General features: G+C 33.6%; 20 protein-coding genes. 4 read left to right on the top strand and 16 right to left on the bottom strand.

Translation table 11 applies throughout. The features are described from left to right. Nucleotides 1-11: 11 nt before the first annotated feature. From COJ46_RS09255 to COJ46_RS09245, 3 genes are read right to left on the bottom strand one after another with little or no spacing between them, the layout of a single operon-like run. Nucleotides 12-1,133 carry a Ger(x)C family spore germination protein gene (locus COJ46_RS09255; protein WP_098565858.1) on the bottom strand — a complete coding sequence of 374 codons (1,122 nt, stop codon included), beginning with the start codon at nucleotides 1,131-1,133 and terminating at the stop codon, nucleotides 12-14. After that, the gene (locus COJ46_RS09250; RefSeq protein ID WP_176527931.1) at nucleotides 1,130-2,227 is read right to left on the bottom strand and encodes a GerAB/ArcD/ProY family transporter; all 1,098 of its coding nucleotides are present in this window, start codon (nucleotides 2,225-2,227) and stop codon (nucleotides 1,130-1,132) included. The genes COJ46_RS09255 and COJ46_RS09250 overlap by 4 nt, the downstream gene beginning before the upstream one ends. A gap of 20 nt (nucleotides 2,228-2,247) precedes the next feature. Beyond that, nucleotides 2,248-3,702 carry a spore germination protein gene (locus COJ46_RS09245; RefSeq protein WP_098565856.1) on the bottom strand — a complete coding sequence of 485 codons (1,455 nt, stop codon included), beginning with the start codon at nucleotides 3,700-3,702 and terminating at the stop codon, nucleotides 2,248-2,250. Nucleotides 3,703-3,863: 161 nt separating this feature from the next. Here COJ46_RS09245 and COJ46_RS09240 point away from each other — a divergent pair, with 161 nt between their 5' ends. Both COJ46_RS09240 and COJ46_RS09235 read left to right on the top strand, forming a co-directional pair. Continuing rightward, nucleotides 3,864-4,607, top strand: a complete 744-nt coding sequence (locus tag COJ46_RS09240) for a hypothetical protein (RefSeq protein WP_098565855.1) — start codon at nucleotides 3,864-3,866, stop codon at nucleotides 4,605-4,607. 19 nt (nucleotides 4,608-4,626) lie between these two features. Beyond that, nucleotides 4,627-4,974 carry a DUF952 domain-containing protein gene (locus tag COJ46_RS09235; RefSeq protein WP_098565854.1) on the top strand — a complete coding sequence of 116 codons (348 nt, stop codon included), beginning with the start codon at nucleotides 4,627-4,629 and terminating at the stop codon, nucleotides 4,972-4,974. 43 nt (nucleotides 4,975-5,017) lie between these two features. Here COJ46_RS09235 and COJ46_RS09230 read toward each other — a convergent pair whose 3' ends face one another. Together COJ46_RS09230 and COJ46_RS09225 are read right to left on the bottom strand one after the other, a co-directional pair. After that, nucleotides 5,018-5,752 (bottom strand): AAA family ATPase, encoded by a 735-nt coding sequence (locus COJ46_RS09230; protein ID WP_098565853.1) that lies wholly within the window; start codon nucleotides 5,750-5,752, stop codon nucleotides 5,018-5,020. A 558-nt stretch (nucleotides 5,753-6,310) separates the two neighbouring features. Next, complete coding sequence (locus COJ46_RS09225) at nucleotides 6,311-6,649, bottom strand: hypothetical protein (RefSeq protein WP_097978122.1); 339 nt, start codon at nucleotides 6,647-6,649, stop codon at nucleotides 6,311-6,313. Between the two features lie 194 nt (nucleotides 6,650-6,843). Between COJ46_RS09225 and COJ46_RS09220 the strand changes: the two genes are divergently transcribed. After that, nucleotides 6,844-7,923, top strand: a complete 1,080-nt coding sequence (locus tag COJ46_RS09220; RefSeq protein ID WP_335447132.1) for a GIY-YIG nuclease family protein — start codon at nucleotides 6,844-6,846, stop codon at nucleotides 7,921-7,923. Between the two features lie 95 nt (nucleotides 7,924-8,018). Here the strand turns inward: COJ46_RS09220 and COJ46_RS09215 are convergent, their stop codons facing one another. From COJ46_RS09215 to COJ46_RS09205, 3 genes are all read right to left on the bottom strand, one after another. Beyond that, on the bottom strand, nucleotides 8,019-9,413 hold the full coding sequence (locus COJ46_RS09215; RefSeq protein ID WP_098565851.1) for an amino acid permease: 1,395 nt from the start codon (nucleotides 9,411-9,413) through the stop codon (nucleotides 8,019-8,021). Between the two features lie 154 nt (nucleotides 9,414-9,567). Continuing rightward, entirely contained in the window at nucleotides 9,568-10,884 is a 1,317-nt protein-coding gene (gene gabT / locus COJ46_RS09210) for a 4-aminobutyrate--2-oxoglutarate transaminase (protein ID WP_097978125.1), read from the bottom strand. A 234-nt stretch (nucleotides 10,885-11,118) separates the two neighbouring features. Then, entirely contained in the window at nucleotides 11,119-12,540 is a 1,422-nt protein-coding gene (locus COJ46_RS09205) for an aldehyde dehydrogenase family protein (RefSeq protein ID WP_097978126.1), read from the bottom strand. A 464-nt stretch (nucleotides 12,541-13,004) separates the two neighbouring features. Here COJ46_RS09205 and COJ46_RS09200 point away from each other — a divergent pair, with 464 nt between their 5' ends. Next, nucleotides 13,005-14,015 (top strand): LacI family DNA-binding transcriptional regulator, encoded by a 1,011-nt coding sequence (locus COJ46_RS09200; RefSeq protein WP_176522625.1) that lies wholly within the window; start codon nucleotides 13,005-13,007, stop codon nucleotides 14,013-14,015. Nucleotides 14,016-14,219: 204 nt separating this feature from the next. Here COJ46_RS09200 and COJ46_RS09195 read toward each other — a convergent pair whose 3' ends face one another. From COJ46_RS09195 to COJ46_RS09160, 8 genes are all read right to left on the bottom strand, one after another. Next, complete coding sequence (locus tag COJ46_RS09195; RefSeq protein ID WP_097978128.1) at nucleotides 14,220-15,515, bottom strand: uracil/xanthine transporter; 1,296 nt, start codon at nucleotides 15,513-15,515, stop codon at nucleotides 14,220-14,222. A 19-nt stretch (nucleotides 15,516-15,534) separates the two neighbouring features. After that, complete coding sequence (locus COJ46_RS09190) at nucleotides 15,535-16,440, bottom strand: DMT family transporter (protein WP_097978129.1); 906 nt, start codon at nucleotides 16,438-16,440, stop codon at nucleotides 15,535-15,537. A gap of 345 nt (nucleotides 16,441-16,785) precedes the next feature. Beyond that, complete coding sequence (locus COJ46_RS09185; RefSeq protein WP_098565850.1) at nucleotides 16,786-18,030, bottom strand: amidohydrolase; 1,245 nt, start codon at nucleotides 18,028-18,030, stop codon at nucleotides 16,786-16,788. A gap of 33 nt (nucleotides 18,031-18,063) precedes the next feature. Then, nucleotides 18,064-19,305, bottom strand: coding sequence for an amidohydrolase (locus COJ46_RS09180; RefSeq protein ID WP_097978131.1), 1,242 nt, complete (start codon nucleotides 19,303-19,305; stop codon nucleotides 18,064-18,066). A 23-nt stretch (nucleotides 19,306-19,328) separates the two neighbouring features. After that, complete coding sequence (locus COJ46_RS09175) at nucleotides 19,329-20,600, bottom strand: amidohydrolase family protein (protein ID WP_420488313.1); 1,272 nt, start codon at nucleotides 20,598-20,600, stop codon at nucleotides 19,329-19,331. Between the two features lie 718 nt (nucleotides 20,601-21,318). Continuing rightward, nucleotides 21,319-22,884, bottom strand: coding sequence for a glutathione ABC transporter substrate-binding protein (locus COJ46_RS09170; RefSeq protein WP_097978133.1), 1,566 nt, complete (start codon nucleotides 22,882-22,884; stop codon nucleotides 21,319-21,321). A 115-nt stretch (nucleotides 22,885-22,999) separates the two neighbouring features. Then, nucleotides 23,000-24,496, bottom strand: a complete 1,497-nt coding sequence (locus tag COJ46_RS09165) for an amidohydrolase family protein (protein ID WP_097978183.1) — start codon at nucleotides 24,494-24,496, stop codon at nucleotides 23,000-23,002. A gap of 31 nt (nucleotides 24,497-24,527) precedes the next feature. After that, nucleotides 24,528-26,006 (bottom strand): amidohydrolase family protein, encoded by a 1,479-nt coding sequence (locus COJ46_RS09160; protein WP_098565849.1) that lies wholly within the window; start codon nucleotides 26,004-26,006, stop codon nucleotides 24,528-24,530. Nucleotides 26,007-26,052 lie beyond the last annotated feature (46 nt).

The raw sequence follows: 26,052 nt of genomic DNA, 5'->3' as shown, positions 1-26,052 counted from the left end.
GTTTTCTATGTTTACATCGTTATTCCTTTATCGATAACAATAATTTTAACTTTTACTTTTATATTCGATTTTTGGTATGTATCAAGCCAATGATTCTCATTTTTTTCCCAATCAGAATATTGAAATGAATGAGCAAGTATGCCAAATCCAACTGGATCAACTTTATCTTTTTGAAAAGATTGGACTAAAACATTTAAATCTTTTTGTAACTTTTTTTGTATTGCATTTTTTAATACTTTTTCTGTTGCGTTCGTCAATCCTATTGGGGATTCTGTTATCATAATCGGCATTGTCAAATTTACATTAAAGGTATAGCGACCATTTGAATATTTTTTATCGATTTTTCGCTTTACATCTTTAATATAAAAACTAGTTTCTTCTTCAGTAAAAACATCATCTTGATGTCTTTTAAATTTTTTAAGATTCAATGCAACAACTAATTGCCCTTCTAAATGATCTTTTAAAATTTTTAACATTTGTGTTTCATTCATTGATAGAGTTCGATTATACAAATTATTTTTGGTTAATAAAGTTGTTCCATTAACTACTAAATGATCACCTTGTACTGTTAATTCAGGTGCAAAAGGTGTTATTCCTTTCTCATAATACATTTGATGAAACATTCGTAAAGACGTTCTGAAAGCAACATTTCGAAAATCAGCAGTTTGTATTAATTGAGGAATATAGATTGGCAACTCTGGTTTATCCTTTGGTTTTAAATTAAAAACATCGGAAAGTGGACCATCTACAAAAATAAGATCGGCATTTAATCGAAACTTTGGATCTCGATAAAACATATCCATTATTGAAAACCAATTTTTATGTTCAAGAACCTTTGATCCTATTAAGATTGCTTGAATTTTACCACCACCAGTAACACCATTAGCTCGGGTATCAAAATAATTTCTTGATTCTTTAATAGAAAGAGTTTGTACACTAAAATGTTCAGTTTTCTCTTTTGTTTCTTCAGTAAAGACCGGGCTTGCCATAAATACTTCTACTTTATTTTCATCATTTACATCGATTCCTAAAATCATCGATAATGTGACATCTTCTATATTAATTTTCCCTCTGCAACCTGAAACGCCGATTACTAAAAAAATACTAAGCAAACATACTTGAAAATATTTCAATTGATTTTCACCTTACTTAACCTATTTTTTATTAAACCGCCCACTAATAAGAGGATTGGAATACCGATTAATATGCATGATCCAGAAACCATTATATAATGTAAATGAATAGTCGTATTTGTAAACGTCGGTACTTGAATAAACGTAAGAATGAGAATTACGATAAAAAGAATAATAATGATAAGAGGTTTTAGTTTAAATTTAAATAACTCTGATAATCCATTCATACCGCCCCAAATATACGTAACCCATGTTTTCGATATAATCATTAAAAATAATGAGAATAAAATGAAATCTAATCTCTCAACATATTGGAATTCCATTATGCTTAAAATATCGATTACAGGCTCAAACGTCATTTTGATTTCATATGGACTATAAATAACAAAGCAAATAATTGTTATAAAAATATATGTAAAAGTTGTTAATGCATTTCCAATAATAACACCTTTTATTGCCTTTTCCTTCGACTTTAAATAAGGATAAAAAACTAGAATTAACTCAATGCCTAGAAATGAAGTTGTCGTTAATGGAATTGTCTTAAATATCGGTATCCATCCATTTTTAATAATTGGTAAAATAAAATTTAGATCAGCATCTTTAAGTGTGAAAAGGAGCATGAATAAAGTAAAAAAAGCAATTGGAAAAATTGCTTCTATATATTTTGCAATTAAATGAATACCACCTCTTAACAGCTGGTAAGTTGGAAAAAGAAATAACACTAATAAAACATACCCTTTTGTTTCTTGAAGAATGTAGGATTGAATATATAAGATGGCTCTACATAATACGAGATACCCAGCATAAAGGAAATAGAGAGCTTGTAAAAAGACTACAATTGATCCAATTATTTTTCCTAGATAAAAAGTAAAAAAACTTACGTAATTTAAATTAGGAGCCTTCTCTCTTAATTTAACAAATAAAATGCTAATAAAAGTAGAAATGATCCCCCCAAAAAGAATTGCAATCCAACTACTTGTACCTCCTTTAAGAGCTAGTTCTCTAGGAAGTGACAACATTCCAATCCCTACTTGAATACCAAAAATCATTAAAATAAATTGAAATTGTGTAATTTTCGACTTCGTAATAACCATGAAAGAATCCCTTCTAACATTCATTCTTCATTACGTTTATTTTGTTTTTTCCAAAGGTAGTTTAAAGGTACTCTTAAGATTGTATCTTTAAATGCATCACGATTAATTGGGGAGAATGGTAAAGTATAGGGTTTGTTATAGCTAGATAAGCTCAAACCATGAATCATGAGAATCATTGTACTTACAATCAAACCGATTAAACCAAATAATGAAGCCATAATCATAATTGGAAATCGAATGACTCGTAAACTAGATGCCATTTCATAGTTTGGAATAATAAATGATGAAATAGCAGTTAGAGCTACAACGATTACCATAATATTACTAACGATTCCTGCTTGTACCGCTGCTTGCCCGATTACAATCCCGCCTACAATGCCAACTGTTGTACTAATAGGTGCTGGTAGCCTAATAGCTGCTTCTCTTAACATTTCTAATGTTATCTCCATAACTATGGCTTCAAATAAAGGATCAAATGGAACCTTCGCCCTAGATTCACCGATTGATAGTAGCAATTTTAAAGGAACGATCTCATAATTGAATGAAATAATTGCAATATAGATTCCTGGCAAAAAGATTGTTAAAAAAAATGCAACGACTCTAAGTATACGATTAAATGACGCCACCATCGATCTTGCTGCATAATCATCAATCGTTTTAAAAAATATTGCAAAATTAATCGGTAAAATAATAACTTCAGAGGATCGGTCTACGATTAAAACTACTTTTCCTTCAAGTAATGTCGTAGCTGCAACATCCGGTCTTTCAGTTGTAAAATATTGAGGAAAAGGCGAAAATGGGTTCCTTTCCATTAATTGCCCTAAATGGTTTGCATTTAAAACAGAATCAACTTTTATCTTTGAAATATCTTGTTCTACACCAGAAAGTAAATCATCATCTACTAATCCTTCGATATAAGCAATTGATACGATACTTTTATTTTCATTCCCAATTTCAACTTGCTTAATTTGAAAATCTCGACTTTTAATAAATCTGCGAAGTAAAGCAATATTAGCTTGATCAGTTTCAACAAAAGAGATTTTTGAACCTCTTAAGGAATTATCAATACTTGGAGGTGTATATGCTCTTTGTGGCAATTTTCCAGTTGAATAAACAAATGCAACTGGATCGGTTTCTACTAGTAGTATACTTTTACCATCCAATATTGCTGTTTCAATATCTAAGATTTGATTAGTACGAACAGTATTATTCGTTATGAATAATTCTATTTCTTCTGTATTTGAACTTATTGTATTAATAAATTGAGATACTTTTTGTTCATCGACTATACTAGACAAATAGCAAAGCACAGCTTGCTTATCTCGAATTATCAAGTCTTTTGTTACTAAATCAGAAGTAGGAAAGATTCTCTGAATAATGTTAAGGTTTTCTATTAAATTCCCTTCAGTATGAAGAACGGAAGAACGTAAATTAAATTTTCTTAAACGCTTCTTTTGTTCATTAGAATAATCCACTTAATCTTCCAGCCTTTCATAAATTTCCAGCTTACTATCAGCTATTCAGTTTTATCAAAAATGAATTATTTTATACTTAAAAAGCAAGTTACTAGATCGTTGGATTTAATGGCTGACATTCGTTACAATGAACAATAAATAGTTCTGATGGAGGATATAATATGGCGATTTTAGCCAACTCAAAATTTACCAAATATAAAAAGTTAATATCTTCTTTATCTCCTTCACTTGAAACTAGTACATTAAAAAGTGAAAAATTTCTAGTAGATAAAGATGAAAAGAAAAATTTAGAAATTTATTATGCTCCTTTTGAGTACATTAATGAGCGAGCTAAAGTCATCATAGTAGGGATAACACCCGGCTTACATCAAATGAAACAATCTTATTCTACTGTGATCAGGTTTAAAGATACGGAGATGGATGACGAAGAAATTTTACATGAAGTTAAAAAGAATTCTAGCTTTGAAGGACCGATGCGAAAAAATTTAATTGCTATGTTAGATGAATTAGAATTACATCATTATCTTGGATTAAATTCAACTAGCGAACTTTTTAGTACAGCAAGTCATTTAGTCCAAACTACATCCGTGATTAAATACCCTGTGTTCTATAAAGGAAAAAACTATAATGGTTCAACTCCGAATATTTTAAGAACTGATTTACTTAAAAAGTATATTGTTAATACCTTTGCAGAAGAAATCATAAGACTAGAACGTCCCCTCATTATCCCATTAGGAGTTAATGTTTCAAAAGTTTTAACTTATTTAACAGCAAATGACTATTTAAACTCGGACTCCATTTTATACGGATTTCCCCATACATCTGGCGGGAATGGACATCGGCATAAACAATTTGCGGAAAATAAAGAAGAGATGAAAAGAAAAATTATATACTACTTTGAGTGATGATTAAAGGAGAGCCAAAATGATTTTACATATTATCGGAAACAAAGACTGGCAAAATGCAAAGAATTCAGGTGCATATTCACCTGATAGTTTAAACAACGAGGGTTTTATCCATTGTTCAACCCTCCAGCAAACTGTTGAAATCGCAAACTTATTCTTTAAAGGTGCAACTGATTTAAATTTACTTTGTATTAATGAAGAAAAAACAAAATCAAAAATCGTCTATGAAGATACTGAAAACTTCGGGCAATTATTTCCTCATATTTATGGACCATTAAATTTAGATGCTGTCTTTAAAGTTGTTGATCTTCACGCTGATGAAAATGGACAATTTATATTACCTAAAGAATTAATAGAGCAAGAATAACAAAAAACTCAGTTTCACATAGGTGAACTGGGTTTTTTTAGCTTCACTCATCATCACGTAACAAATCACTTAAAAACTTTTCCCTGTTTTGTAAAAAATATTTAGTAATTTGATAGTGATCTGTATTTTCATAATCAATTCTAGAAATTTCTCCATGATCAAAGCTTAAAATATCTGCATTTGGATAACCAAGTAGAATGGGAGAATGCGTAGCAATAATGAACTGCGAATTTTCGTTTTCGACTAAATCATGAATTATTTTTAAAAATGATAATTGCCTAGCTGGAGACAACGCTGCCTCAGGCTCATCTAACAAATAGATTGCCGTTTCATTAAATCGATTTAAAAACAAAGACAAAAATGATTCCCCATGCGATTGATGATGGAGAGATTGTCCGCCGTAGTTATCATATTTTTCATTTTCTGGATCCTCTAATTCATCTAAGTAAGTAGCAAAATTATAAAATGATTCCGCTCGTAAGAAAAATCCATTCGAAATTTTCGGTAACCAAGAAAGTCTTATGTAATTTCCAAGCTGTGACTCCGATGCAAAAACTTCATAATTATTATTACGTCCCCCACCTGCCGTATTAAAATCACATTTATCAGCAATAGCTTCCAATAATGTAGACTTTCCAGAACCATTTTCACCTACAAAAAAGGTTACATTACTTCTTAAGTTCAATTCATCAAAAGATTTAATGGAAGGAATTGAAAACGGATATTGGCTAAAGGAATGAATATCATCGCGCAAAAGTGTAATTTTTTTTAAAAACATTTTCATCACCTATGAAGATTATATAGTAATTATGACCTTATCTAAAAATTTATTTGTGAGGAAGTACAACAAATTATTGTCCTGAACAGTAATTGAGATATTTCAGGTGCGTTTTTTTATTGTAGTTGGTATAATCCATCGAAAATTAACGGATTTTACGATTTTTTTCGATTTAGTAAGAATAAGAGCATCTTTACATTGAAAGTGTCTACAATCGTCCAACTTCCAAGTCATAATACCCTAACCAGTATAGGTAATTATTAAACTTATTTGCGATTCTCTGAAATTTAATAGTTTTACTATTTTTAATTGCGTTTTTCTATATTTAATTGCAGTTTTACTATTTTTAATTGCGATTCTCAGATTTTATTTGCAGTACGCTGTTTATTTGCACAGATTGGCTCCTTATTTGCGGGTACTCTAAGACTTATTTGCAGTTCAAGCTTTTTGTCATCACTCTTTTTTTATAGCTTTCCAAATCTTTTATACCATTAAAATAAAAAAAAGAGGGTTCTCCTAACTAGTTAGACTGTTAGGATTCCCTCGTTTTTTATGAAATCAAAATACGGCACTAAGAGCATCCTTATAAATCACAATCGCTCTTACTACGTGAAAAATAGCTACTAGAATAATCGTTACTTCATAAGCAGATACATTAACTATATCGAATTTTTTGCGGAGTACAAATTTCCGAAAAAGTGCTGGGAATCCTTCATTCAGTTTTAAACAAATAATATAGAATACTAGAATGACAAAGTATAGGAAGAATCCCATGTCAGCATACTTCCAGTCGACTAGATGAGCAAATAAACTGCATAACCAAATTATTAATCCATTAACAATACAAGCTAGAATCCAATTGGAGAAAGAGGATGTCGTATAGATCGTTTTCATCAAAGATCACTTCTCCTTTAAATCATCTGTAGTCAATTTTTACGCATGTAATCGTTCTTTTATGCGTGTATTAAAGACTTTAAATTATGTTTTTTATATAAAGTTTTGTTGAAGTTATTCCGCATAATTGTTCTGACTTTTAATTCATTACTCATGTTAAAATGAGATTATACTTACAAGAAAAGGGATGAACTACTATTAATCTACAAGAAAAAGTAAAAAATCTGCCTTTATCCCCTGGCGTTTATTTAATGAAAGATTCAAAAGGTCAAATCCTTTATGTCGGAAAAGCAAAAAGCTTAAAAAAACGAGTTCAATCTTACTTTCAAAGTTCAAAGGGACATTCACCAAAAGTGAAAAAACTGGTAACCCATTTAAAGGATTTTGACTATTTATTGACTGATACTGAATTCGATGCTTTCATGCTTGAGTGTCATTTAATTAAAGAAATTAAACCAATGTATAATCGCATGATGAAAAGTCCGCAATCTTTTATTTACTTAGTCATCAACTTAAATAAAAAAGTTCCTTCATTTGAAATTAGCTACGAGCCTATTGAAAGTGAAAATGTATTAATATTTGGTCCTTTTACAAGTAGAAGTAAAGTTGAAAGAGCAGTTACCGGCATTAAGGAATGCTTTAAAATTAATTGTGGCCATCTGGCGGTTAAGAATAGCGCTTGTTTAAATTATTCATTAGGGACATGTAATGGAGTTTGTCTAGGTGGACCAGCGCTTGAAGAGTACAATATGATAATTGATAAAGTTATTCGATTTCTTAATCGTACTGACATGAGTCTGCTTGAAGAAATGGAAAAGCTTATGTTATCCGCATCTGAACAATTTGATTTTGAGGATGCGGCAAAATACAGGGATTGGATTGAAATGGTTAAATCTTTAACTAATAAAGAAAAACTAATCGAATTTACTGAACAAAATCATAATATTATTACAATTGAACAATTAGAAAACAACAAATTTAAGTACTTTCTGATCTATCGGACACAAATATTGCATTGTGAATTGGTAGAAATTGAATACGATTCATTTGATCAATTGATTGAAGAAATATTTTCAAATTCAATTAATTACTTCAAAAATAATAATGATCAATCTTCTAAAGATGTAAGCCGCGATGAAATCGACGAAGCTCAAATTATTTACAGCTATTTAAATAGTAAGAATTGCAAGCATCTAATTGTTCCAAAAAGATGGCTTAGTCCTACTAGTACTAAATTAACAAAAGAACTTCGAAAAATAGTTAATTTCTTTGTATAAAAGCTCTATTAAAATAAAATGTTAATATTTTGTATGTAAAAAATGGCTGTCAATATTGACAGCCATTTTACGTTCTTATTAAACTAGCACATGCATTAATTATTTATAATCAATTCTTCATGTTTTGATTCAACTTTCTCTTTCTTTCCAACTTTAAAAATGAAGAATGAAGAAATTACTAAAACTGTAATTAAAGATGTTAAATAGAATTGTGAGCGAAGACCACTCATAAAGAACATCGAGAAATAAATTACGACCATTGCGATGATGGAAATGTAAGTTATATATGGGAAACCCCACATTTTTAATCGTAACACTTTACCTTTTTTCTCAGCTTCTCTTCTCTTTATTAAATGCGAGACTGCAATAACAATATACACTAGAAGAGCAATTGAACCTGATGCATTCAGTAGAAATGAAAAAAGTTTATCTGGTGAAATAAAGTTAAAAATTGCAGCTAGGAAGGCGAAAGCTGAACTTGCCCAGACCGCCCAATATGGTGATCCACCTTTGTTTACTTTTGTAAAAATTCTCGGAGCATTTCCTTGCTTCGCTAATGAATATAGCATGCGAGAATTCGTGTAAAGTGCTGAATTCAAACAAGAAAGTACTGAAAAAAGTACAACAATCTTCATGATTGTTGCAGCCCCAGGAATCCCTAAATTTGTAAGCAACGTTACATATGGGCTACTTAACGATTTCGCGTCATTCCAAGGCATTAATAAAACTAAAATAGCAACTGACCCAATGTAGAACAATGCTACACGCCAAACAACAGAATTAATAGCAGTAACAACAGACTTTTGAGGATCTTTTGATTCACCAGCAGCAATCGCAGCAATTTCAGATCCAAAAAATGCAAACATAACCGTCATAAACCCACCTAATATTGCACTCACACCTTTAGGGAAAAATCCGCCATGCTGTGTCAAATTTGATAATCCCGGAGATTGAATTGTAGGAATAAATTTAAATAAAATCGCTAGACCTAATAACATAAATGCTGAAATCGCCACTACCTTTGTAATGGCAAACCAATATTCAAACTCTCCAAATGTTTTCACTGATAAAATATTGGTGAGTGTAAGAGCAAATGTAAGAATTAAAGCCCATCCCCATAATGGAATACTTGGGAACCATAAATTCATAATATTTGCACCTGCAATCGCCTCGATTGCGATTGTAATCAACCAGAAAAACCAATACAACCATCCAATCGTGTAACCTGCCCAAGGGCCAATCGACTCTTTTGCATACGTTGAAAACGAGCCACTATCTGGGTTCTCTGCAGCCATTTCTCCTAACATTCTCATAAGAAGTGCAACTAATACTCCCGCTATTACATAAGCAACAATTGCTGATGGACCTGCACTATGAATAACATTCCCGCTACCTACGAATAAACCAGCCCCAATGATTCCCCCAATTGAAATCATCTGAATATGGCGGTTCTTTAAATTTTGTTGTAAACCTTTGTTTTGATTCTCCATATTCACCCTATCCTTTTTTTGTTAATATAAAACTATTTATAAAAACCTTATTTTAAAAGACTCGAGCATGTCCTATTAAACTCCACATTCGGAAGTTACTCTTAAAAAGTTTGAACATATGAAAACAATTGAACGTTTAAGTTTCAACAAAATTTTAACAATAAACTAATACGTTTTCTAAAACGTTTTCTAAAATGGCAAGACCTTCGCTAAGCTCCTCTTCTGTTATCACTAATGGGCTTAAAAAACGAATGATATTTCCATCTAGACCTGCAGTAAGTAATAGAAGCCCAGCTTCGTTTGCTGCTTTTGCAATTTTTGTAGTAAGTTCTTTATTCGGTGTTTTTGATTTTTGATCTGTTACAATCTCTACTGCACACATTGCGCCAAGACCGCGGAATTCTCCAATGAAGTTGTACTTTTCTTGCCATTTTCTCACTTGGCTCTCAAGCACTTCTCCAATCCATTTTGCTTTTTCACATAATTGTTCTTCTTCAATAACTTCTAATACTGCTAATGCTGCTTCACAAGCAAGTGGATTTCCACAGTATGTTCCACCTAATTCACCAGGATCTGCCATATCCATTATTTCTGCCTTACCGATAACAGCACTTAGTGGCATACCACCTGCGATAGATTTAGAAGCAGTCATAAGATCAGCTGCAATATCAAAATGCTCCATCGCAAACAATTTTCCTGTTCTTGCGAAACCTGTTTGAATTTCATCAGCAACCATCAAAATACCATGTTTTGAACAAAATTCACGCACATGTTTTACAAATGATTTTGGTGGTATAACAAATCCACCTTCTCCTTGAATCGGCTCCATAACAATACACGCCACAGTCTCTGGTGCAACTGTTGCCACAAAAAATTGATCAAACTGTGCAATCACATCTGCTTCGTATTGTTCATCAGTCATGCCATTTGGCTTACGATACATATATGGATATGGTGCTTGATATACTTCTGGTGCAAATGGACCAAAACCAAGTTTATATGGTTTTACTTTACTCGTCATTGTCATCGTCATTAATGTACGGCCGTGGAATCCGCGAGTAAATGTGACAACTGCTTGGCGTTTTGTATATTTTCTTGCGATTTTCACAGCGTTCTCAACTGCTTCAGCACCACTGTTTAGTAAAATTGCTTTTTTCGCAAAATTTCCTGGTGATACTTCACACAATTTTTCACAAATTTCTATGTATGACGGGTACATAATGACGTTGAAACCAGGATGAATGACCTTTTCTGCTTGTTCTTGTATAGCTGCTACTACTTTTGGATGTGAATGCCCCACGTTAATTGTTCCGATCGCCGCACCGAAGTCAATAAACTTCTTTCCTTCCAAATCGTATAGTGTCGCTCCTTTGCCTTTTACAGCGATTGCTCGATTTCCATTACTAACTCCTTTTACTACATATTTATCGCGTTTTTCTTGCCATTCTTTTGAGGTTAGTTGCTTACCCATCTTTTGATTCCTCCATTTTTATAATAATTTCTCTTTGATAGTTGCTTTTTCAAATACTGTATCTTTTTTAATTAGGGGTAAAGCATGACATTATTTATAATTACCTATACCCTCATTTCAAACTTTAGTATGAGAACCGATAAATAAGTCCAAAAACGTATACCGTATAAAAAAAACAATAAAGCTAAGCGATATACTAAAAAAATTAATATCATTTTAGTCGTTGCATGTGATTTATCCTTTATGCCATATAACCAGTTTCATTTCAGTCATCTCTTCAATTGCATATTTCAATCCTTCACGTCCTGTTCCACTTTCTTTTACGCCGCCATATGGCATTTGATCAACACGGAACGTTGGGACATCATTAATAACCACTCCACCAACATGCAATTCGTCCGCTGCTTTCAGTGCATTGGAAACATTATTTGTGTATATTCCAGCTTGCAGCCCATATCGGGAATCATTCACAGCATCGATTGCTTCGTTTACTGATGATACTTTACAAATTGAAACAATTGGAGCAAAAACTTCATTACACGATACCTTCATGTTACTCGTTACATCTAAAATAACTGTCGGTTCGAGGATATTACCTTGTGCTTTGCCACCAGATGCAATAGTCGCACCCTGTGCTTTTGCTTCTTCGATCCAGCTTAAAGCACGATCTAAATCATTCGGTGAAATAAGAGATGAAACATATGTTTCAGGATTTAGAGGGTCACCTAGTTTAAGTTTGCTAGCCGCTTTTGCAAACTGCGAAACAAACTCATCATAGATTTTTTCGTGTACATATATACGCTGTAAAGAGATGCATACTTGTCCTTGGTTAGAAAATGCACCCATTAAGCAACGATCAATAGTCTTCTTTACATCAATGCCCTCATCAATGATTAATGCTGCATTTGAACCTAGTTCAAGAGTTGTTTTCTTAAGCCCTGCCTTCGCCCGAAGTGCAATTCCAACTGAAGAGCTTCCTGTAAAAGTCACCATACTAACTTGATCACTTTCTACAATAGCGTCACCTACCACTCCACCTGGTCCCGTGACAATATTTAACGCACCGTCAGGTAGACCTGCCTTTTTGAATAAGTCAGCTACATAAAATGCAGAAAGTGGCGTTTGTGAAGCTGGCTTTAATACTACGGTATTCCCTGAAGCTATAGCAGGTCCCACTTTATGTGCAACTAAATTCATGGGAAAATTAAATGGAGTAATAGCTCCAATAACACCAATTGGATTTCGGACGGTGTAGCCTATTTTTCCGACACCACTAACTGCCGCATCAAAGGGGATTGTTTCTCCATGAATTCGTTTAGCTTCTTCTGATGCAAATTTATAAGTTTCAATCGTTCTTATTACTTCCGCTTTAGCGAAGATAAGCGGTTTAGCCGATTCAAGAGCAATTACTTTCGCCGCTTCTTCTAAATTTTCTTCAAGAAGTTGCGAAACTTTCTCTAAAATGGCTGCTCGTTGATGAGCAGCCATTTTAGCCATTACTTCTTTAGCATCATAAGCTGCTTGTATTGCTTTTTGAGTTTGCTCTTTATTCGCTATTGAAATGTCTGCAATCTTTTCACTTGAATAGGGAGAAAGTAATTCTGAATAATGTTCTGTTTCCATATGTAGTCCGTTAACCCAAAGATTCTGTTTCATGTTTCCCTCCTAATTTATGAATACGTATTAATAATAAACTTCCAAATAAATAAGTGTCAAACAATTTTTACTATTTAGCATTTTGTAAATATTTACCTTCCGACTAAAAAACCTAAAAAAATTTCCTAATTATCAAAGTATCATTGCAAATTATGGTGATTTCTGTAAGAATACATCCGATTGAATCCTTTTTCACCAATATATTTGGAGATTTAATCTAAATAATAATTCTGTATTCATTCTCTTTTTATGAATACGTAGTCAAAAAAACACGTTAATTCTCATAAAAATCCTAATCAAATTCTTTTTTATTTGCTATAATGAGGAAAAGTCTCTTAAATCTTCCACAGTTTATTTTGTTTTTGGGAGTAAGAGGAATTCGTACATCAGCCGTATTCATTGCTTTTTTAAAATTAATTCACTATTATTTCAATTTTATATTCTATGAGCTTGGAGTGATTTATTTGGTTTCATCCCACGATGTTGCGAGGTTAGCTGGAGTCTCTCAATCTACTGTTTCTCGCGTATTAAATGGTTCTAAAAATATCAAACAATCTACAGTAGCGAAAGTAGAGAGAGCAATTAAAGAATTAAATTACCATCCTAATATGATTGCTAGAAATCTCGTGAAAAAAAAAACCAACATGATTGCGTTAATCACAGGACATAGTCACGATCCATTTTATGAAGAATCTACTCGCGGAATTGTAACTATTGCAGCAAGAAACGGATATAACGTGCTCGTTTATTTCCATAAAATAGATAACGATAAAATGCTTTACAACCAAGTTTTAAGTGCCCCTGTTGATGGAATCATAATGTCCTCTATTTTATTGAATGATTCTATTTTTCCCATCTTAGAAAGTTTGGAAGGCAAACCGTATGTGACGTTCAATCGAAAGCATTCGCGTGGAACAAACTATTTTGAGATTGATAACATAAAAGCCGGTGAACTAATTACAGATCATATGATAGAAATAGGGCATAAGAATATAGCCTATATAGGTGGACCGCTACAAGCCTCTACTTTTTATGGTCGCTTAGAAGGATATAAAATGGAGACTAGTAGACATAAAGTAGCGGTTCGCGAAGAGTGGATAAAAACAACCGATACAAGTGTAGAATCCATCGTACAAGCCTGTAAAGAGTTATTTTCAGGTATAGAATATCCAACAGCCATTGTCGCTGCCACAGATGCAATCGCTTTAACATGTATGGATTTCCTACTTAGTAAAGGATTTAAGGTACCGGAAGATATCAGCATTGGTGCAATTGACAATATCGAGTTTTCTGCCCATGCATCTATTCAATTAACAACAGTGGGAACTCATTTAAGTCAATCTCTAGGAAATCTCGCTATGGAACATCTAATTAATTTAATTGAAAATAAAGAAAAACAAATTAATCCTGTATCAACTACAATTAAACCTCATTTAATTGTTAGACGTTCAACTGGAAAACCTAGAATAAAATAGATTTTAGAAGTGAAACTATTTTAACAAAAAATAGAGACGTGAATAACTCACGTCTCCGATTTTCCATCCAATTAAAGACAGTCTATCATTTGTTCAATTATCAAATGCGTTAGTTGCAAAAGGGTGTTTAATCTAATTGGAACGAGCGATTAGAAGTAATACCGCACTTAAATAGGCTCGGTCATATTTTCCTCGAGCCATTTTTTATCCTTTTACCTTCTCAAACTGATTCCAGTTAATTGACTTCTCTAATAAAATTGAAAGAATTACGCCCATAATCAGTCCATTTGTTAAAAATGGTTGAACAATCATTGGTAGATTTCCAAATGTACCAGGAGCAATATTCATTAAGCTTACCCCTACTAATACTGGGGCTGCCAGTCTAAAAATTGTATCTGATGTAAATACTTTTCCATTAGTACTACTAAATGCTGTTCCAAACAATTGAAGATATGCAACAAATAATACCGCATTTCCAACTGTTACAGGCATAGTTGCTAAAAATGAAATTAATGGTGGTAGTACGCCAATTATTGCTAGCAGAGTCCCCCCATAGATAAATGGTTTCCTTTCATATATTTGTGTACTTTGCAAAAATCCAAGTGAAGATGTAAATGGTGTATATGGGACAATTCCAAATAATGCAGCAATAATTGTGAAGCTACCTGTGAAAAATAGTGAAAAACGGTATTGATTTGTACTCGCTTCTTCCTTTAATAAATCAGACGCAGCTTTAATTGATGCAAATGTATTACTTAAATTCATAATTCCAGCAAAAAATGAAATCGCAATTATACCTATTTCTAAATTTGGTGCTCCTAAAGGGAATAAAGAAAAATGCGCACTTGCTGCCCCTACTTCTTTTGCATCTGATCCAAATAAAATCGAGTAGAATAACCACCCTACGATAATGCCAATTAATATTGAAAAATTGCTGATAATACGAGAACCTTTTAATTTTAAAATACTAACAAATAATACGATACATAAAGAAAGTATACTAACCGATATACTGATTTCACCTTTACTCGTAATTCCAAGCATTCCTTTAAAGAATACAAATATGAGCTGAAATGAAAGTAAAAATAAATAAACTGTCATAACCATTGGGGTAAAGATTTTTTGAAGAAATGAAATCAAATTGAATGCTGATAAAAGTAATGTAACAATACCTGCAGCAATAAATCCTGTTGCCATTCCTCCTCCAATTTCTGTATAACTTAACCCAAAAGCAGAGGCTGATAATCCTAAGTTCAGCATAACTCCCCATAATAAACCAGAATGCCCCTCCATGACCGGATATTTATGACCAATCCATCCTTGTAAAACGGATGCAATACCAGTAAAGATTAATGAACTTCTGATCGTACTTTCAATAACATCTGAAGGCAAATGAAATGCAGCTCCTATTGATATGGGGACTACAATCGTATTCGCAAAAATAAAAAATAGCCATTGAACCGATGAAAAAAGAGTAGTAGAAACTCTCACGTTTTTCATAGTTTCCTCCTCCTCTTGCTTAAAAATTCTTCGTGTCTTTTATATAGACTGGGTCATTAATCGTCTTTCTCCATTTTAATGAAGTTGAAAGAAAAACACCAATAATAATGAGTGCTCCACCGAAAAGTTGAGATGAAGTAATATTATTTTTTAAAACAATCAATCCAACTAGCATTGCAACAAATGGTTCTAAGTTTAGAAACATAGCCGCTTTTGATGCTCCGACAATTTGAATTTGATGATTCCAAATTAAAGTACAAATCCCATGCATAACAATTGCTGTTACAATTAAAAGGATCCAAGGCATCACTTCCTTACTCAACGCCGCAGTGGTTTCTGAAAAAAGCGCAATCGGTAATAAACCTCCAAAACCGATAAAATTCGAATAAAGCGTAATCGTGGTCGATTCATAGTTTTCCGTTAGCTTTTTAATCATAATGATTGAAATTGAAAACGTGAGCATCGTTAGAAAAATCCAAATCAAGCCAATTGTAATTTGAACCTTTTGTCCGTTTGTAATGACAAAAAAGACACCTATAAAAGCTATAATTGAACCTAATACAAAACCTTTTGTTAGTCTTTCCTTTAAAAATATTGAAGCTAAAAAAGATGTAGTAAGAGGAGCAAGCGCAAGTATTAATGCTGAAGTTGTTGGATGGGTTGTTTCTAAAGCGGAATAAAATGACCATTGATTAATACAAGTACCAATTAATCCTAATAAAATAATCATAAACCAATCTTTTTTCTTAATCTTTTTCCACTTTTTCTTCATTAATGCATAGAAAGCCATAAATAGTAATATAAAGCACAATCTTAACGCTGACAATAATATTGGTGAAAACTCTTTTACTAGTATTGAGCCAAAAATAAAATTACTTCCCCAACAGATTACACAAAAAAGTAATAACAGGTAAGAACGAACCATTTTACAGCCTGCTTTCTCGAATTATTTTAAAGAAAACTCGTCGACTGACGACCCTTTATACGACGTCGAACAATCTTCCTAGTTCCCAATTTAACCATTCTTAATGTGAAAAAATGAAAAAGGAAATCTAGATCATTCTAGAGTTCCTTTTTCTTCTAATATTTTAGGCTTTTTACAAAGCCTTGTTCATATTTTTCCGGACAGGATAGGTAGTATAAAGTCTATGTTTGGATGTTTATTTTCCTTGGGGAGGCTTTTTTGGCATCCTTTTTTAATCTTAGCTAAGTGGGTTTAACTAAAAGGCCACTTAACTTTTTCCTATCCTATTCTTTCTAATTGCTCTATTTATTTACGAATCAATCTTTCTTCACTTAAGGAACCACTAACGATCTTCCCATTATAAATTACTGCTTTTCGATTTGCGCGTCTAGCAACAGCCTCTGCCGAACAGCCTGCTTCAACTAAAACTAGATTTGCAGAATCACCTATTTTTGGCCATACTTGATTTCCTTCAATATCTAATGGAGTTTTTCCACCTGTAATATATTTTAATGTTTGCGCTAGTGATACTTCATCAATCCATCTAAAGCGTTCAGCTAGTCTTCCCGCTCTTTCAAGAATATCACCTGTTCCATGTGGAGACCAAACATCAAAAATATTATCATTACCCACAGCTACCTCGACTCCGCGTTCATTTAGTAAATCCACAGGAGGCATTTGTCTATTAATAGGTACACTTGTGACAATCGAAATTCCAGCGTCTCTAAAGCTGTTTGCCAGGTCAAACGCTTCTTCCCTTTGGATATCTCCTATCCCAAATGCATGACTGATTGCTACTCTTCCTTCCCAGCCTGCTTGTTTAGTAAATTCTACTATGCGCTTCATCGTAAATGAGCCTAAATGACCAGGATCGTGTAAATGTATATCAATATCTGCATCAGCTTCAACTGCTAAATTATAAAGTTGATATAGTGACTCTTCAATATTTTGGTCTACAATAGCAGGGTCAACTGAGCCAACAATTCCTGCTCCATTTCTTAATGCTTCTCTCACATAATTGAACGCATTTGATCTTAATAATCCATGCTGAGCAAATGCAACAACTTCAGAGCTAAGTCGGTTCGAATAGTTAGTTAATGCTTGTTCGACTTGCTCTAAATTTCTTATTCCAACCTCTGGATAAATATCAACATGCGTTCTCACATGTGTAGATCCTGAAGCTAAAAGGATTTCAAGTAATGCTTCTGCACGTTCCTTCGTACTTGAAGCAATCGTCGGTAAGGCCATTTTTTCATATTCAAATCGTTCGATCACACTAGAAGTTGGAGTACACGCTCTCCATACATCACCCATTAACGTTTTATCAAGATGAACATGCTTTTCAATAAATGAAGGTAAAACTAGTAAACCGTCTGCATCTTGAACAGTAAATTCACTAGTAATATCCGTTTCTTCTTTTGTTATTCGAGTGATCTTTCCATTTTCAATAAAAAGATGAAATAATTCAGTAGCAGTACCGACCACTTTGCCGTCTTCTTTTTCAAACCCAATTTCTAATCGAGCATTTTTTAACCAATAGCTAGATTTCATGAATTTCACCCCTTCTTTTAATCAATTATTACTTTATTTCAAAACTGATTCGTAATTCAGTCCACCATAAACAATATTTCCACCAGCAATTACAGCAGCACGTTTTGCACGTCTTGCTACAGCCTCTGCAGAACATGATGCATCTACTAAAACCATACTTGCGTCATCTCCAACCTTTGGCCATAACAGATTACCCTCTTCATCAAGAGTCTTTATACCACCAGTTATAAATTGCAATGTTTGAGATAGCCCGTATTCATCTTTCCAATTGTATCTCTCAGCTAATCTTCCAGCTTTTTCTAACATATCCCCTGTTCCATGTGGAGACCAGGAATCATAGAATCCATCACAACCTAAAGCAACCTGAACACCTTTTGAATGGAGTAAATCAACAGGTGGCATTACTCTGTTAATCGGAACAGTCGACATAATCGATACGCCTAAGCTTGCTAGTTTGCTAGCCATTTCAACTGATTCATTTTGCGGTACGTCACCTAGCGCAAATGCATGACTGACTGCTACCCGATTTTTCCAACCAGCTTGTTCAATAAATGAAACTAGTTTTTGTATTGTATAAAAACCAAGATGGCCTGGGTCATGTATATGAATATCTATATCAGCATCAAACTGTACTGCTAGATCAACCATTTCAAATAATGAAAGTTCAATATTTTGATCAATACCACCAGGATCTAATCCTCCGACAATCGTTGCTCCCTCTCTCATCGCTGTTTTCATAAATGATTTACTATTTGTGCGAAGTAATCCATGCTGAGGAAAAGCAACAATTTCGTGGGTCATTTTATCTTTATACGTATAAAGTGCTTTTTGAATTTCTTCTAAATTTTTCAAGCCAATATACGGATCAATATTAACATGTGATCGAACATGGGTTGCTCCACCTTTTAATAATAGATGAAGCATTTGTTCAGCACGATGTTGACCTGTTTCAGCTAGTTCAACAAGTTCGGCTGCTTCTAAATTTAATCTCTCTACTAAATTTGCAGCTGGAATACAAGCCTTCCATGGAATTCCAAGATAAGTCTTATCTAAATGATTATGCATTTCTTTAAACGCAGGTAAAGCCAGTAAATTTTTTGCGTCCTGGACTGGTAGATCTGTTTGTAATGGTAAATTAGCCAATTGTAATTGTTCAATTTTCCCATCATTAATTAGTAAATTGTAAAGAGTAGTCTCAGTACGATCAATTTTTCCATCTTCAAATACAAATCCGCTATCAAGTTTTACATTCTTAAGCCAATATGATTGATTCATCTCATCACTCTCTTTAATAAAACTTAAACTGTTGTTGATTCAAGATTTGAAATTGAACCACTTACAACATTACCTTTAAAAATAACTGCAGCTCGTTTTGCTCGTCTCGCAACTGCTTCAGCTGAGCAAGTTGCTTCTACAAGTACGATATTTGCTTCATCTCCTACATTTGGCCATGCTTTTTCACCTTCATTATTTAAAGGAGTTACTCCGCCTGTAATAAATCCAAGACTATTAGCAAGTGTTTTTTCTTCTATATATCTAAATCTTTCAGCAAGTCGTCCAACTTTTTCAAGATTATCTCCAATTCCAAATGGCGTCCAATGATCTGTAATGCTGTCATTACCTAGTTCAACTTTTACACCTTTTTCACTTAATAAAGGAATTGGAATTGTTCTAAAAATTGGAACCGTAGAAGTAATTGAAATCCCTAAATCAGCAAATCTCTCAGCAATCGCAGTAGCATCTGGAACAGAAAGATCTGCTAAACCACTTGCATGACTTACTGTAACTCTTCCTTGCCATCCTGCTTTTTCAGTTAATGTTGCTAATCTTTGCATTGTAAATAATCCAAGATGATCTGGGTCATGTAAATGAACATCGATATCAGAATTTGATTCAACTGCGATCTCCATAATCGTCTCAAGAGAACGTTCGATGTTTTCATCGATAGAAGCTGGATCAACTCCACCTACTAGATTTGCTCCATATTTCATCGCTTCTCTTACTAGTTCAACAGAGTGACTTCTTAATAGTCCGTGTTGTGGAAATGCAACAATTTCATGAGTTAATTTATCTTTATATCCTTCTAAAGCTTGCAGCGTTGCTTCTAAGTTTTTTAATCCAATAACTGGATCAATATTACAATGTGTACGAATGTGAGTCGTACCATAACTTAATAATAGATCTAGCATCTTTTCTGCTCTTTCTTTCGCAGTTGGTAATAATTTTGGTAATAAAATTTGCTCTTCTTCAATACGTGTTTTTACACCATTTGTTGCTGGCATACACGCTTTCCATGGTCCACCATAATAAGTTTTATCAATATGAATATGCATTTCTTTAAATGAAGGAACCATAAGAAGGCCTTGCACATCATATTGAGACAATTGATCCGTAATTAAATCACTAACTAATTGAATCGAAGCAATTTTTCCATTTTCAATTTTAACATTGTACTTTCCAGTTGCAGTTCCGTTGATCACTTCATTGTCATTATAAGTAAAACCATTTTCCAGACTCACATTTGTTAACCAATACGATTTTGACAATATACTCACCCTTCCATCCCACATTAAATTTTGATTCTTTTTTAATTATAAGTCTGTTTGAAATATTTTGATTTTAGTATGTTTACATATTTTTAAGGTATTTTTACTAATTACTATTTCATTACTAGTGTTGTTGCTACGGGATGCTCGCTTTCCTTGGGGCATGATTCTTGAGCCTATGGGGTCTCAGGTTTCCGCATCTCCTATAGGAGTCGAGCAACATCCGTTCTAAACAACTTATTCATCACGAAAAAGATTATCTTTAAGACACTATTATCCTTACTCATGAACCCTTTATGAGTAGCTATTTTCATTTTTTTCCTGTTTTACTTCCTCATGAACCCTCTATGAGGAAGTTAGTTTCACATTTTTCCTGGTTTACTTCCTCATGATCCCTTTACGAGTAAGTTAGTTTCACATTTTTCCTGGTTTACTTACTCATGAACCCTCTATGAGTAAGTTAGTTTCACATTTTTCCTGGTTTACTTACTCATGAACCCTCTATAAGGAAGTTAGTTTCACATTTTTCCTGTTTTACTTCCTCATGAACCCTCTATGAGGAAGTTAGTTTCACATTTTTCCTGTTTTACTTCCTAATGAACCTTTTATGAGGAAGCTATTTTCATTTTTTTCCTGTTTTGCTCCCTCATGAACCTGTTCCGAGTAAGTTTTAGTTATACTTCTACAAGAAAGAAAGCCCACCCCTAAATCAGGATGAACCTTCACTTGCAGAAAAATCAGATTATTTAACCGTTACATCGTTAATCTCTAAATAGCCTGAAGGGCTGATTGAGAAGCCTTTTATATTTTTCGAGATTGCAGCGACATTTTCGATTACTCTTACAGGAATATAAGGTGAATCATCCATTTCAATTTCTTGTGCTTTAGCGTAAATTTCTTTACGTTTTGCTTCGTCTTTTTCTTTTCTTCCAGCATTAATTAAGTCATCAACTTTTGGATTGCTATAGAAGAATGTGTTTCCGGCAGCGCCGCGTGAGTCTGAGTGGAATAGATTGTACTGGTTGTAATCAGCATCTCCAGTTGCGTTTCTCCAGCTAATAATAAACATTTCTGATTGACCTTTATTAACTTTTTCAACGAACAATCCGTATTCCATCACTTGTACTTTTAAATTAATGCCAATTCCTTTTAATTGTGATTGAATAACTTCCGCTAAATTTACTCGTTCTTTACTATCCATCGTTAGGATCGTTGCATCAAATCCATTTGGATATCCTGCTTCTGTTAATAGTTTCTTCGCTTCTTTTAAGTTGTAATTGTATGCTTTTAATTGCTCATCGTATCCGAATACTTTTGAGCCCATTGCTGAATTCGCTTTTTTACCAACATTGTTATATACACCTTTTATAATCGAATCCATTTCAACAGCATGAGCGATTGCTTTACGTACACGTACGTCATTAAACGGTTTTTTCGTTACATTGAATCCGATATACTCTGTTCCGTATCCTTCACTTCGGTACACTTCCATAGCCGAGGATGATTCAACTTGTTTCATAACTGCTATTGGGAGTGGCTCTGCAATTTGAGCTTCTCCTGTTTCAATCATTGAAATTCTTGTTGAGTCTTCTGGGACAACCTTGAAGTCAACCTTGTCAATCTTTGGTTTTTTCCCCCAGTAATTTTCATTTTTAACTAGTATAATATCCTGACCAGGAGACCATGATTTAAATTTAAAAGGACCTGTTCCGTTTGGTTCTTGAATAATGTTCTTACCATATTTATCAATTGTTTTAGGACTTATAATTCCACCTTCATGATTTGCTAAAATTGAAAGAAGTGGTGAGAATGGCTCACTTAAAATAAATTGGACTGTATATTCGTCGACTACTTTAACTTCTTTTACCATTTTGAATACAACAGCTCTTGGTGAAGCAACTTTAGGATCTAATAAACGATCAAAAGTTTTCTTTACAGCCTCTGCATTAAATGGTGTACCATCGTGAAACTTTACATCATGTCGTAGTTTAAATTCCCAAGTTTTATCATTGATTTGATTCCATGACTCTGCTAGCATTGGTTGAATTTCGTTATTACTATCTCGCTGCACTAGACCTTCATAAATTTTATGATGGGTAACACTCGCAGCATTTATTGTAGACATAAATTGCTGATCTAAATTTTCGGCATCTGATAACCGAGCGATTACTAGCGTGCTTCCTCCTTTGGAATCATTTGCTTGTCCATTTGCTTTCGTACCTACGTCTTGATTAGATGAACATCCTGTAATTGTGATAGCAGAAAATAATACTAGAAAACATTTACCTATTCCCGATTTTCGTTTCAATGGCACTGCCTCCCTGTTTAAAGTTGTCTTACAAATATTTATCTAATTATATAAAATATTCTGATAATTATTTTTGATTATCTTTACCTGTTTTTTCAGTTTCTTTACTTATTTTTTAATTATTTGACTTTACTTCTAGTTCTTTAATTGATTCAAGCCTTTTAAAAGATGGTGGAAATAGCTCATTTTCAGGAAGTTGTTCGTAATCTCTTTCCATATATCCTCTTCTCATCTTATTAAAATACACTTGTCCTTTTTGTTTTAATACCTCCATATCAAGATTAGGAATTACTTGATCTTGCATCACAATTCTTCCATTTATAATGGATAGTTTTACATCTCTACCTGAACCACTTACAAACATTGTTCGAATTGGATCATCAATAACACCCATATGGAATCCATCTAAATCAATCGCAATGATATCCGCCTTCGCTCCGACGGCAATGCGACCTAAATCTTCACGATTTAGAAATGCCGCTGCCCCTAGAGTGATAGAATTGAAGAAATCAGCGTATGTAGATCCTTCAACTTCTTTTTCTACAAGTCTAGAAAGCATACTACCAGTACGTACATTTTGAAAAATATCTGGAGGGAAAGTATCAGTACCTAATGCAATATTGATTCCTTCTTTTCTATATTTTGCATATGATTCAAGCCCTTCTCCATGTCTTCCTATAATAAGTGGACAATGGATAACAGTAGTATTTGTTTCTTTCAGAAGTGAAATGTCATTATCAATATTGTAATTCGCTCCACTATAGCCCGATACAAAATGAGCGTGTGGTATTCCAGTATTTGGACCTAAGAATCCAAGATTATATAAATACTTAATTGGTGTAACTCCGTGTTCTTTTAAGATTGTATTAAATTCAAAACTTCCTTGCGCGGCATGGAGCTTGATTGGAACGTTTAATTTGTCACTGTAATATTTTGTTTTTATCAAAATTTCTTCAGTCTGTGATTCGATTCTTTCTGGAGCTAGCATCCCTCTGACCAATCCATCAAATGCACCGTCAAAGGTTTCAACAAACTTTACTGCTCTTTCTAATCCTTCCTCGCCTGCTTTTTCATCCCAATGAATTTTGATGTTTCCATCTGGTTCGACTACTCTAATTCCAGCCTGATAGCTTGGTCCAAGGTAAATTCTCAATCCTAGTTTTCCTGCATGATTCGCGGCTGCTTCTAACTCTTCAAAAGTTTCCGCCCAATTTTTGTAAAAAACGGATGTAATCGGCATAGCAGTAGTAATTCCATTTAAAATAAGCTGCGAATATGCATATAAAGATTTAAATGCTTCTTCCTCCTCACTCATTAGCTCATGATGCCCATTTTTTATAAACTCCTCAGACCAAAGGAGATTTTTTTGTTTATTTGATTTCGCTTCTAAATGCAAAATATCATGGTCAATGTCTCCTAATGCATTTAAATCAATAAAACCAGGACTAAGGATCGCATTTCCAACGTCAATTACTTGATCTACTTCTTCTGTATATTTTTTTCCAGCAAACAAAATTGTATCTTTTTCATATACAATCTCTGCATTTTCCAATATGACATGTTCACTTCCGTCAAAACCAATTACATATCTTCCCTTTAGCTTCGTTTTCATTTTTTCTCCCTTCGAATTTGAAAATTTTATTTTATTTTTCAACATATCTCATCTCGTCAACATAGGCACGAGCATGTCCCCAGAAATACTTTGTAGGTTGCATATATTTTTCTAATCCAGCGCGTTTTATCGTTGCAAAAGCTTCTTCATTTGCTTCATTTAAAACTGTGCTTTCATGAACGGTATTTACATTTCTGCCTTCCATAATAAGTTTTCCATCAACAATCACATGGTCTACATCATTTGCTACAGCTTGAAATACTAATCGATGCACATCCATATACTCTGGAGTCAAATGTGGTTGATGAAGATTAACTGTGATGACATCTGCTTTTTTCCAAATTTCAAGTGAACCGATTTCATCATCCCAACCTATACATTTTGCTGCATCAATTGTTACCATTTCTAAAAGCTTACCTGGTGGTAGATAGTAATAGTCTCTAAGAGCTGCTTGATGTACAAACTGTGTCTTCCTCATTGCTTGGAATAAATCAAAGCTCGTAGATGGTGAGGTACCATCTGTAGAAATCGCAACAGTTGCGCCCATTTCAATTAATTCTGTAATTGGTGTACGTGCATTAACTTGTCCAAAACCTGGAGAAGCACTTATGTTTGTACCAGTTTCAGCTAATATTTTGGCTTCATCAAATGATATGCCTCGACAATGCTGAAGATGGACATCAGGACCTAATAGCGCATTTTCTTTATCTTGAATGGCTAAATGAATCATTCCACCAAATGCATCTGAATGAATTCTTGTATTATATTTCCTAGCAATCTCTCTTATTTTTTTAGCTTGATAAAGATCATGCTTTGTTAACCCGTATAGTCGATCTGGAGAAGTCGGATAGGAAGGATCAACAGACGTTACAATAACAAATGGCGTAATAAAGGCTCTTGTTCGATCATCATTTGCGTGATTTAATGCCTCGATAACAGCTTCTGCCCCTTTTAGCACATCTTCATAAGTAACTTCTTTCTCAATTCTTTTCCCATCAACCCATCTACTAAATGAATGTGGCCATGGTGGGTTACACGGACCTGTACATACTACTTCACGAACTCCTACTTCGTTGTAAGCTTTTGCATGGTTTATTGCAAATATTGGATCATCAGATCTTGGTACTGAGCCTAAAACACTAACCCCTGTTGTTATGCCTGCTTTCAGTCGTTCAAGTGCTGACAGCTTTCCTTCGTAATACCAAAAATCATCCGTTACATAATGCTTATACGTATTCGTCATAATCGGCATCCAAAAATCGATATTCTCCATCGCGATTGTTTTAAACATTGAATGTCCACCATGACCATGAACATCTATTAATCCAGGTAAAATACACTGATGACTACAATCAATAACTTTTTTCGCCTCATACTTAGTTTTCAAGTTTTCGGTAAGATCAATATCTAGTATTCTCCCATTGTGAATAGCAACGGAGGCATTTTCGATAATTCTTCTTTCTGTGTCCATTGTGATAACAGTTCCATTAACTAAAAGCAAATCAATCATTTTTTCTCCTCCTATTCTTTAGTCTGATTTTCATCAATTTGTGATA

The sequence above is a fragment of the Bacillus sp. AFS077874 genome (assembly GCF_002566505.1).
In the GTDB taxonomy this organism is placed as follows: Bacteria; Bacillota; Bacilli; order Bacillales; family Bacillaceae_G; genus Gottfriedia.
Note: the sequence above shows the minus strand (reverse complement) of the source record. Positions and strands in the feature narration are given on the sequence as shown.

What these genes read in the sequence shown, in the direction of transcription:
- COJ46_RS09250 (WP_176527931.1), bottom strand. Translation starts at nt 2,227, where the DNA reads ATGGTTATTACGAAGTCGAAAATTACACAATTTCAATTTATTTTAATG.
- COJ46_RS09190 (WP_097978129.1), bottom strand. Translation starts at nt 16,440, where the DNA reads ATGGTTCGTTCTTACCTGTTATTACTTTTTTGTGTAATCTGTTGGGGA.
- COJ46_RS09215 (WP_098565851.1), bottom strand. Translation starts at nt 9,413, where the DNA reads ATGGAGAATCAAAACAAAGGTTTACAACAAAATTTAAAGAACCGCCAT.
- COJ46_RS09165 (WP_097978183.1), bottom strand. Translation starts at nt 24,496, where the DNA reads ATGAAAACGAAGCTAAAGGGAAGATATGTAATTGGTTTTGACGGAAGT.
- COJ46_RS09240 (WP_098565855.1), top strand. Translation starts at nt 3,864, where the DNA reads ATGGCGATTTTAGCCAACTCAAAATTTACCAAATATAAAAAGTTAATA.
- COJ46_RS09205 (WP_097978126.1), bottom strand. Translation starts at nt 12,540, where the DNA reads ATGAAACAGAATCTTTGGGTTAACGGACTACATATGGAAACAGAACAT.
- COJ46_RS09185 (WP_098565850.1), bottom strand. Translation starts at nt 18,030, where the DNA reads ATGAAATCTAGCTATTGGTTAAAAAATGCTCGATTAGAAATTGGGTTT.
- COJ46_RS09230 (WP_098565853.1), bottom strand. Translation starts at nt 5,752, where the DNA reads ATGTTTTTAAAAAAAATTACACTTTTGCGCGATGATATTCATTCCTTT.
- COJ46_RS09160 (WP_098565849.1), bottom strand. Translation starts at nt 26,006, where the DNA reads ATGATTGATTTGCTTTTAGTTAATGGAACTGTTATCACAATGGACACA.
- COJ46_RS09235 (WP_098565854.1), top strand. Translation starts at nt 4,627, where the DNA reads ATGATTTTACATATTATCGGAAACAAAGACTGGCAAAATGCAAAGAAT.
- gabT (WP_097978125.1), bottom strand. Translation starts at nt 10,884, where the DNA reads ATGGGTAAGCAACTAACCTCAAAAGAATGGCAAGAAAAACGCGATAAA.
- COJ46_RS09180 (WP_097978131.1), bottom strand. Translation starts at nt 19,305, where the DNA reads ATGAATCAATCATATTGGCTTAAGAATGTAAAACTTGATAGCGGATTT.
- COJ46_RS09195 (WP_097978128.1), bottom strand. Translation starts at nt 15,515, where the DNA reads ATGAAAAACGTGAGAGTTTCTACTACTCTTTTTTCATCGGTTCAATGG.
- COJ46_RS09175 (WP_420488313.1), bottom strand. Translation starts at nt 20,600, where the DNA reads ATGTGGGATGGAAGGGTGAGTATATTGTCAAAATCGTATTGGTTAACA.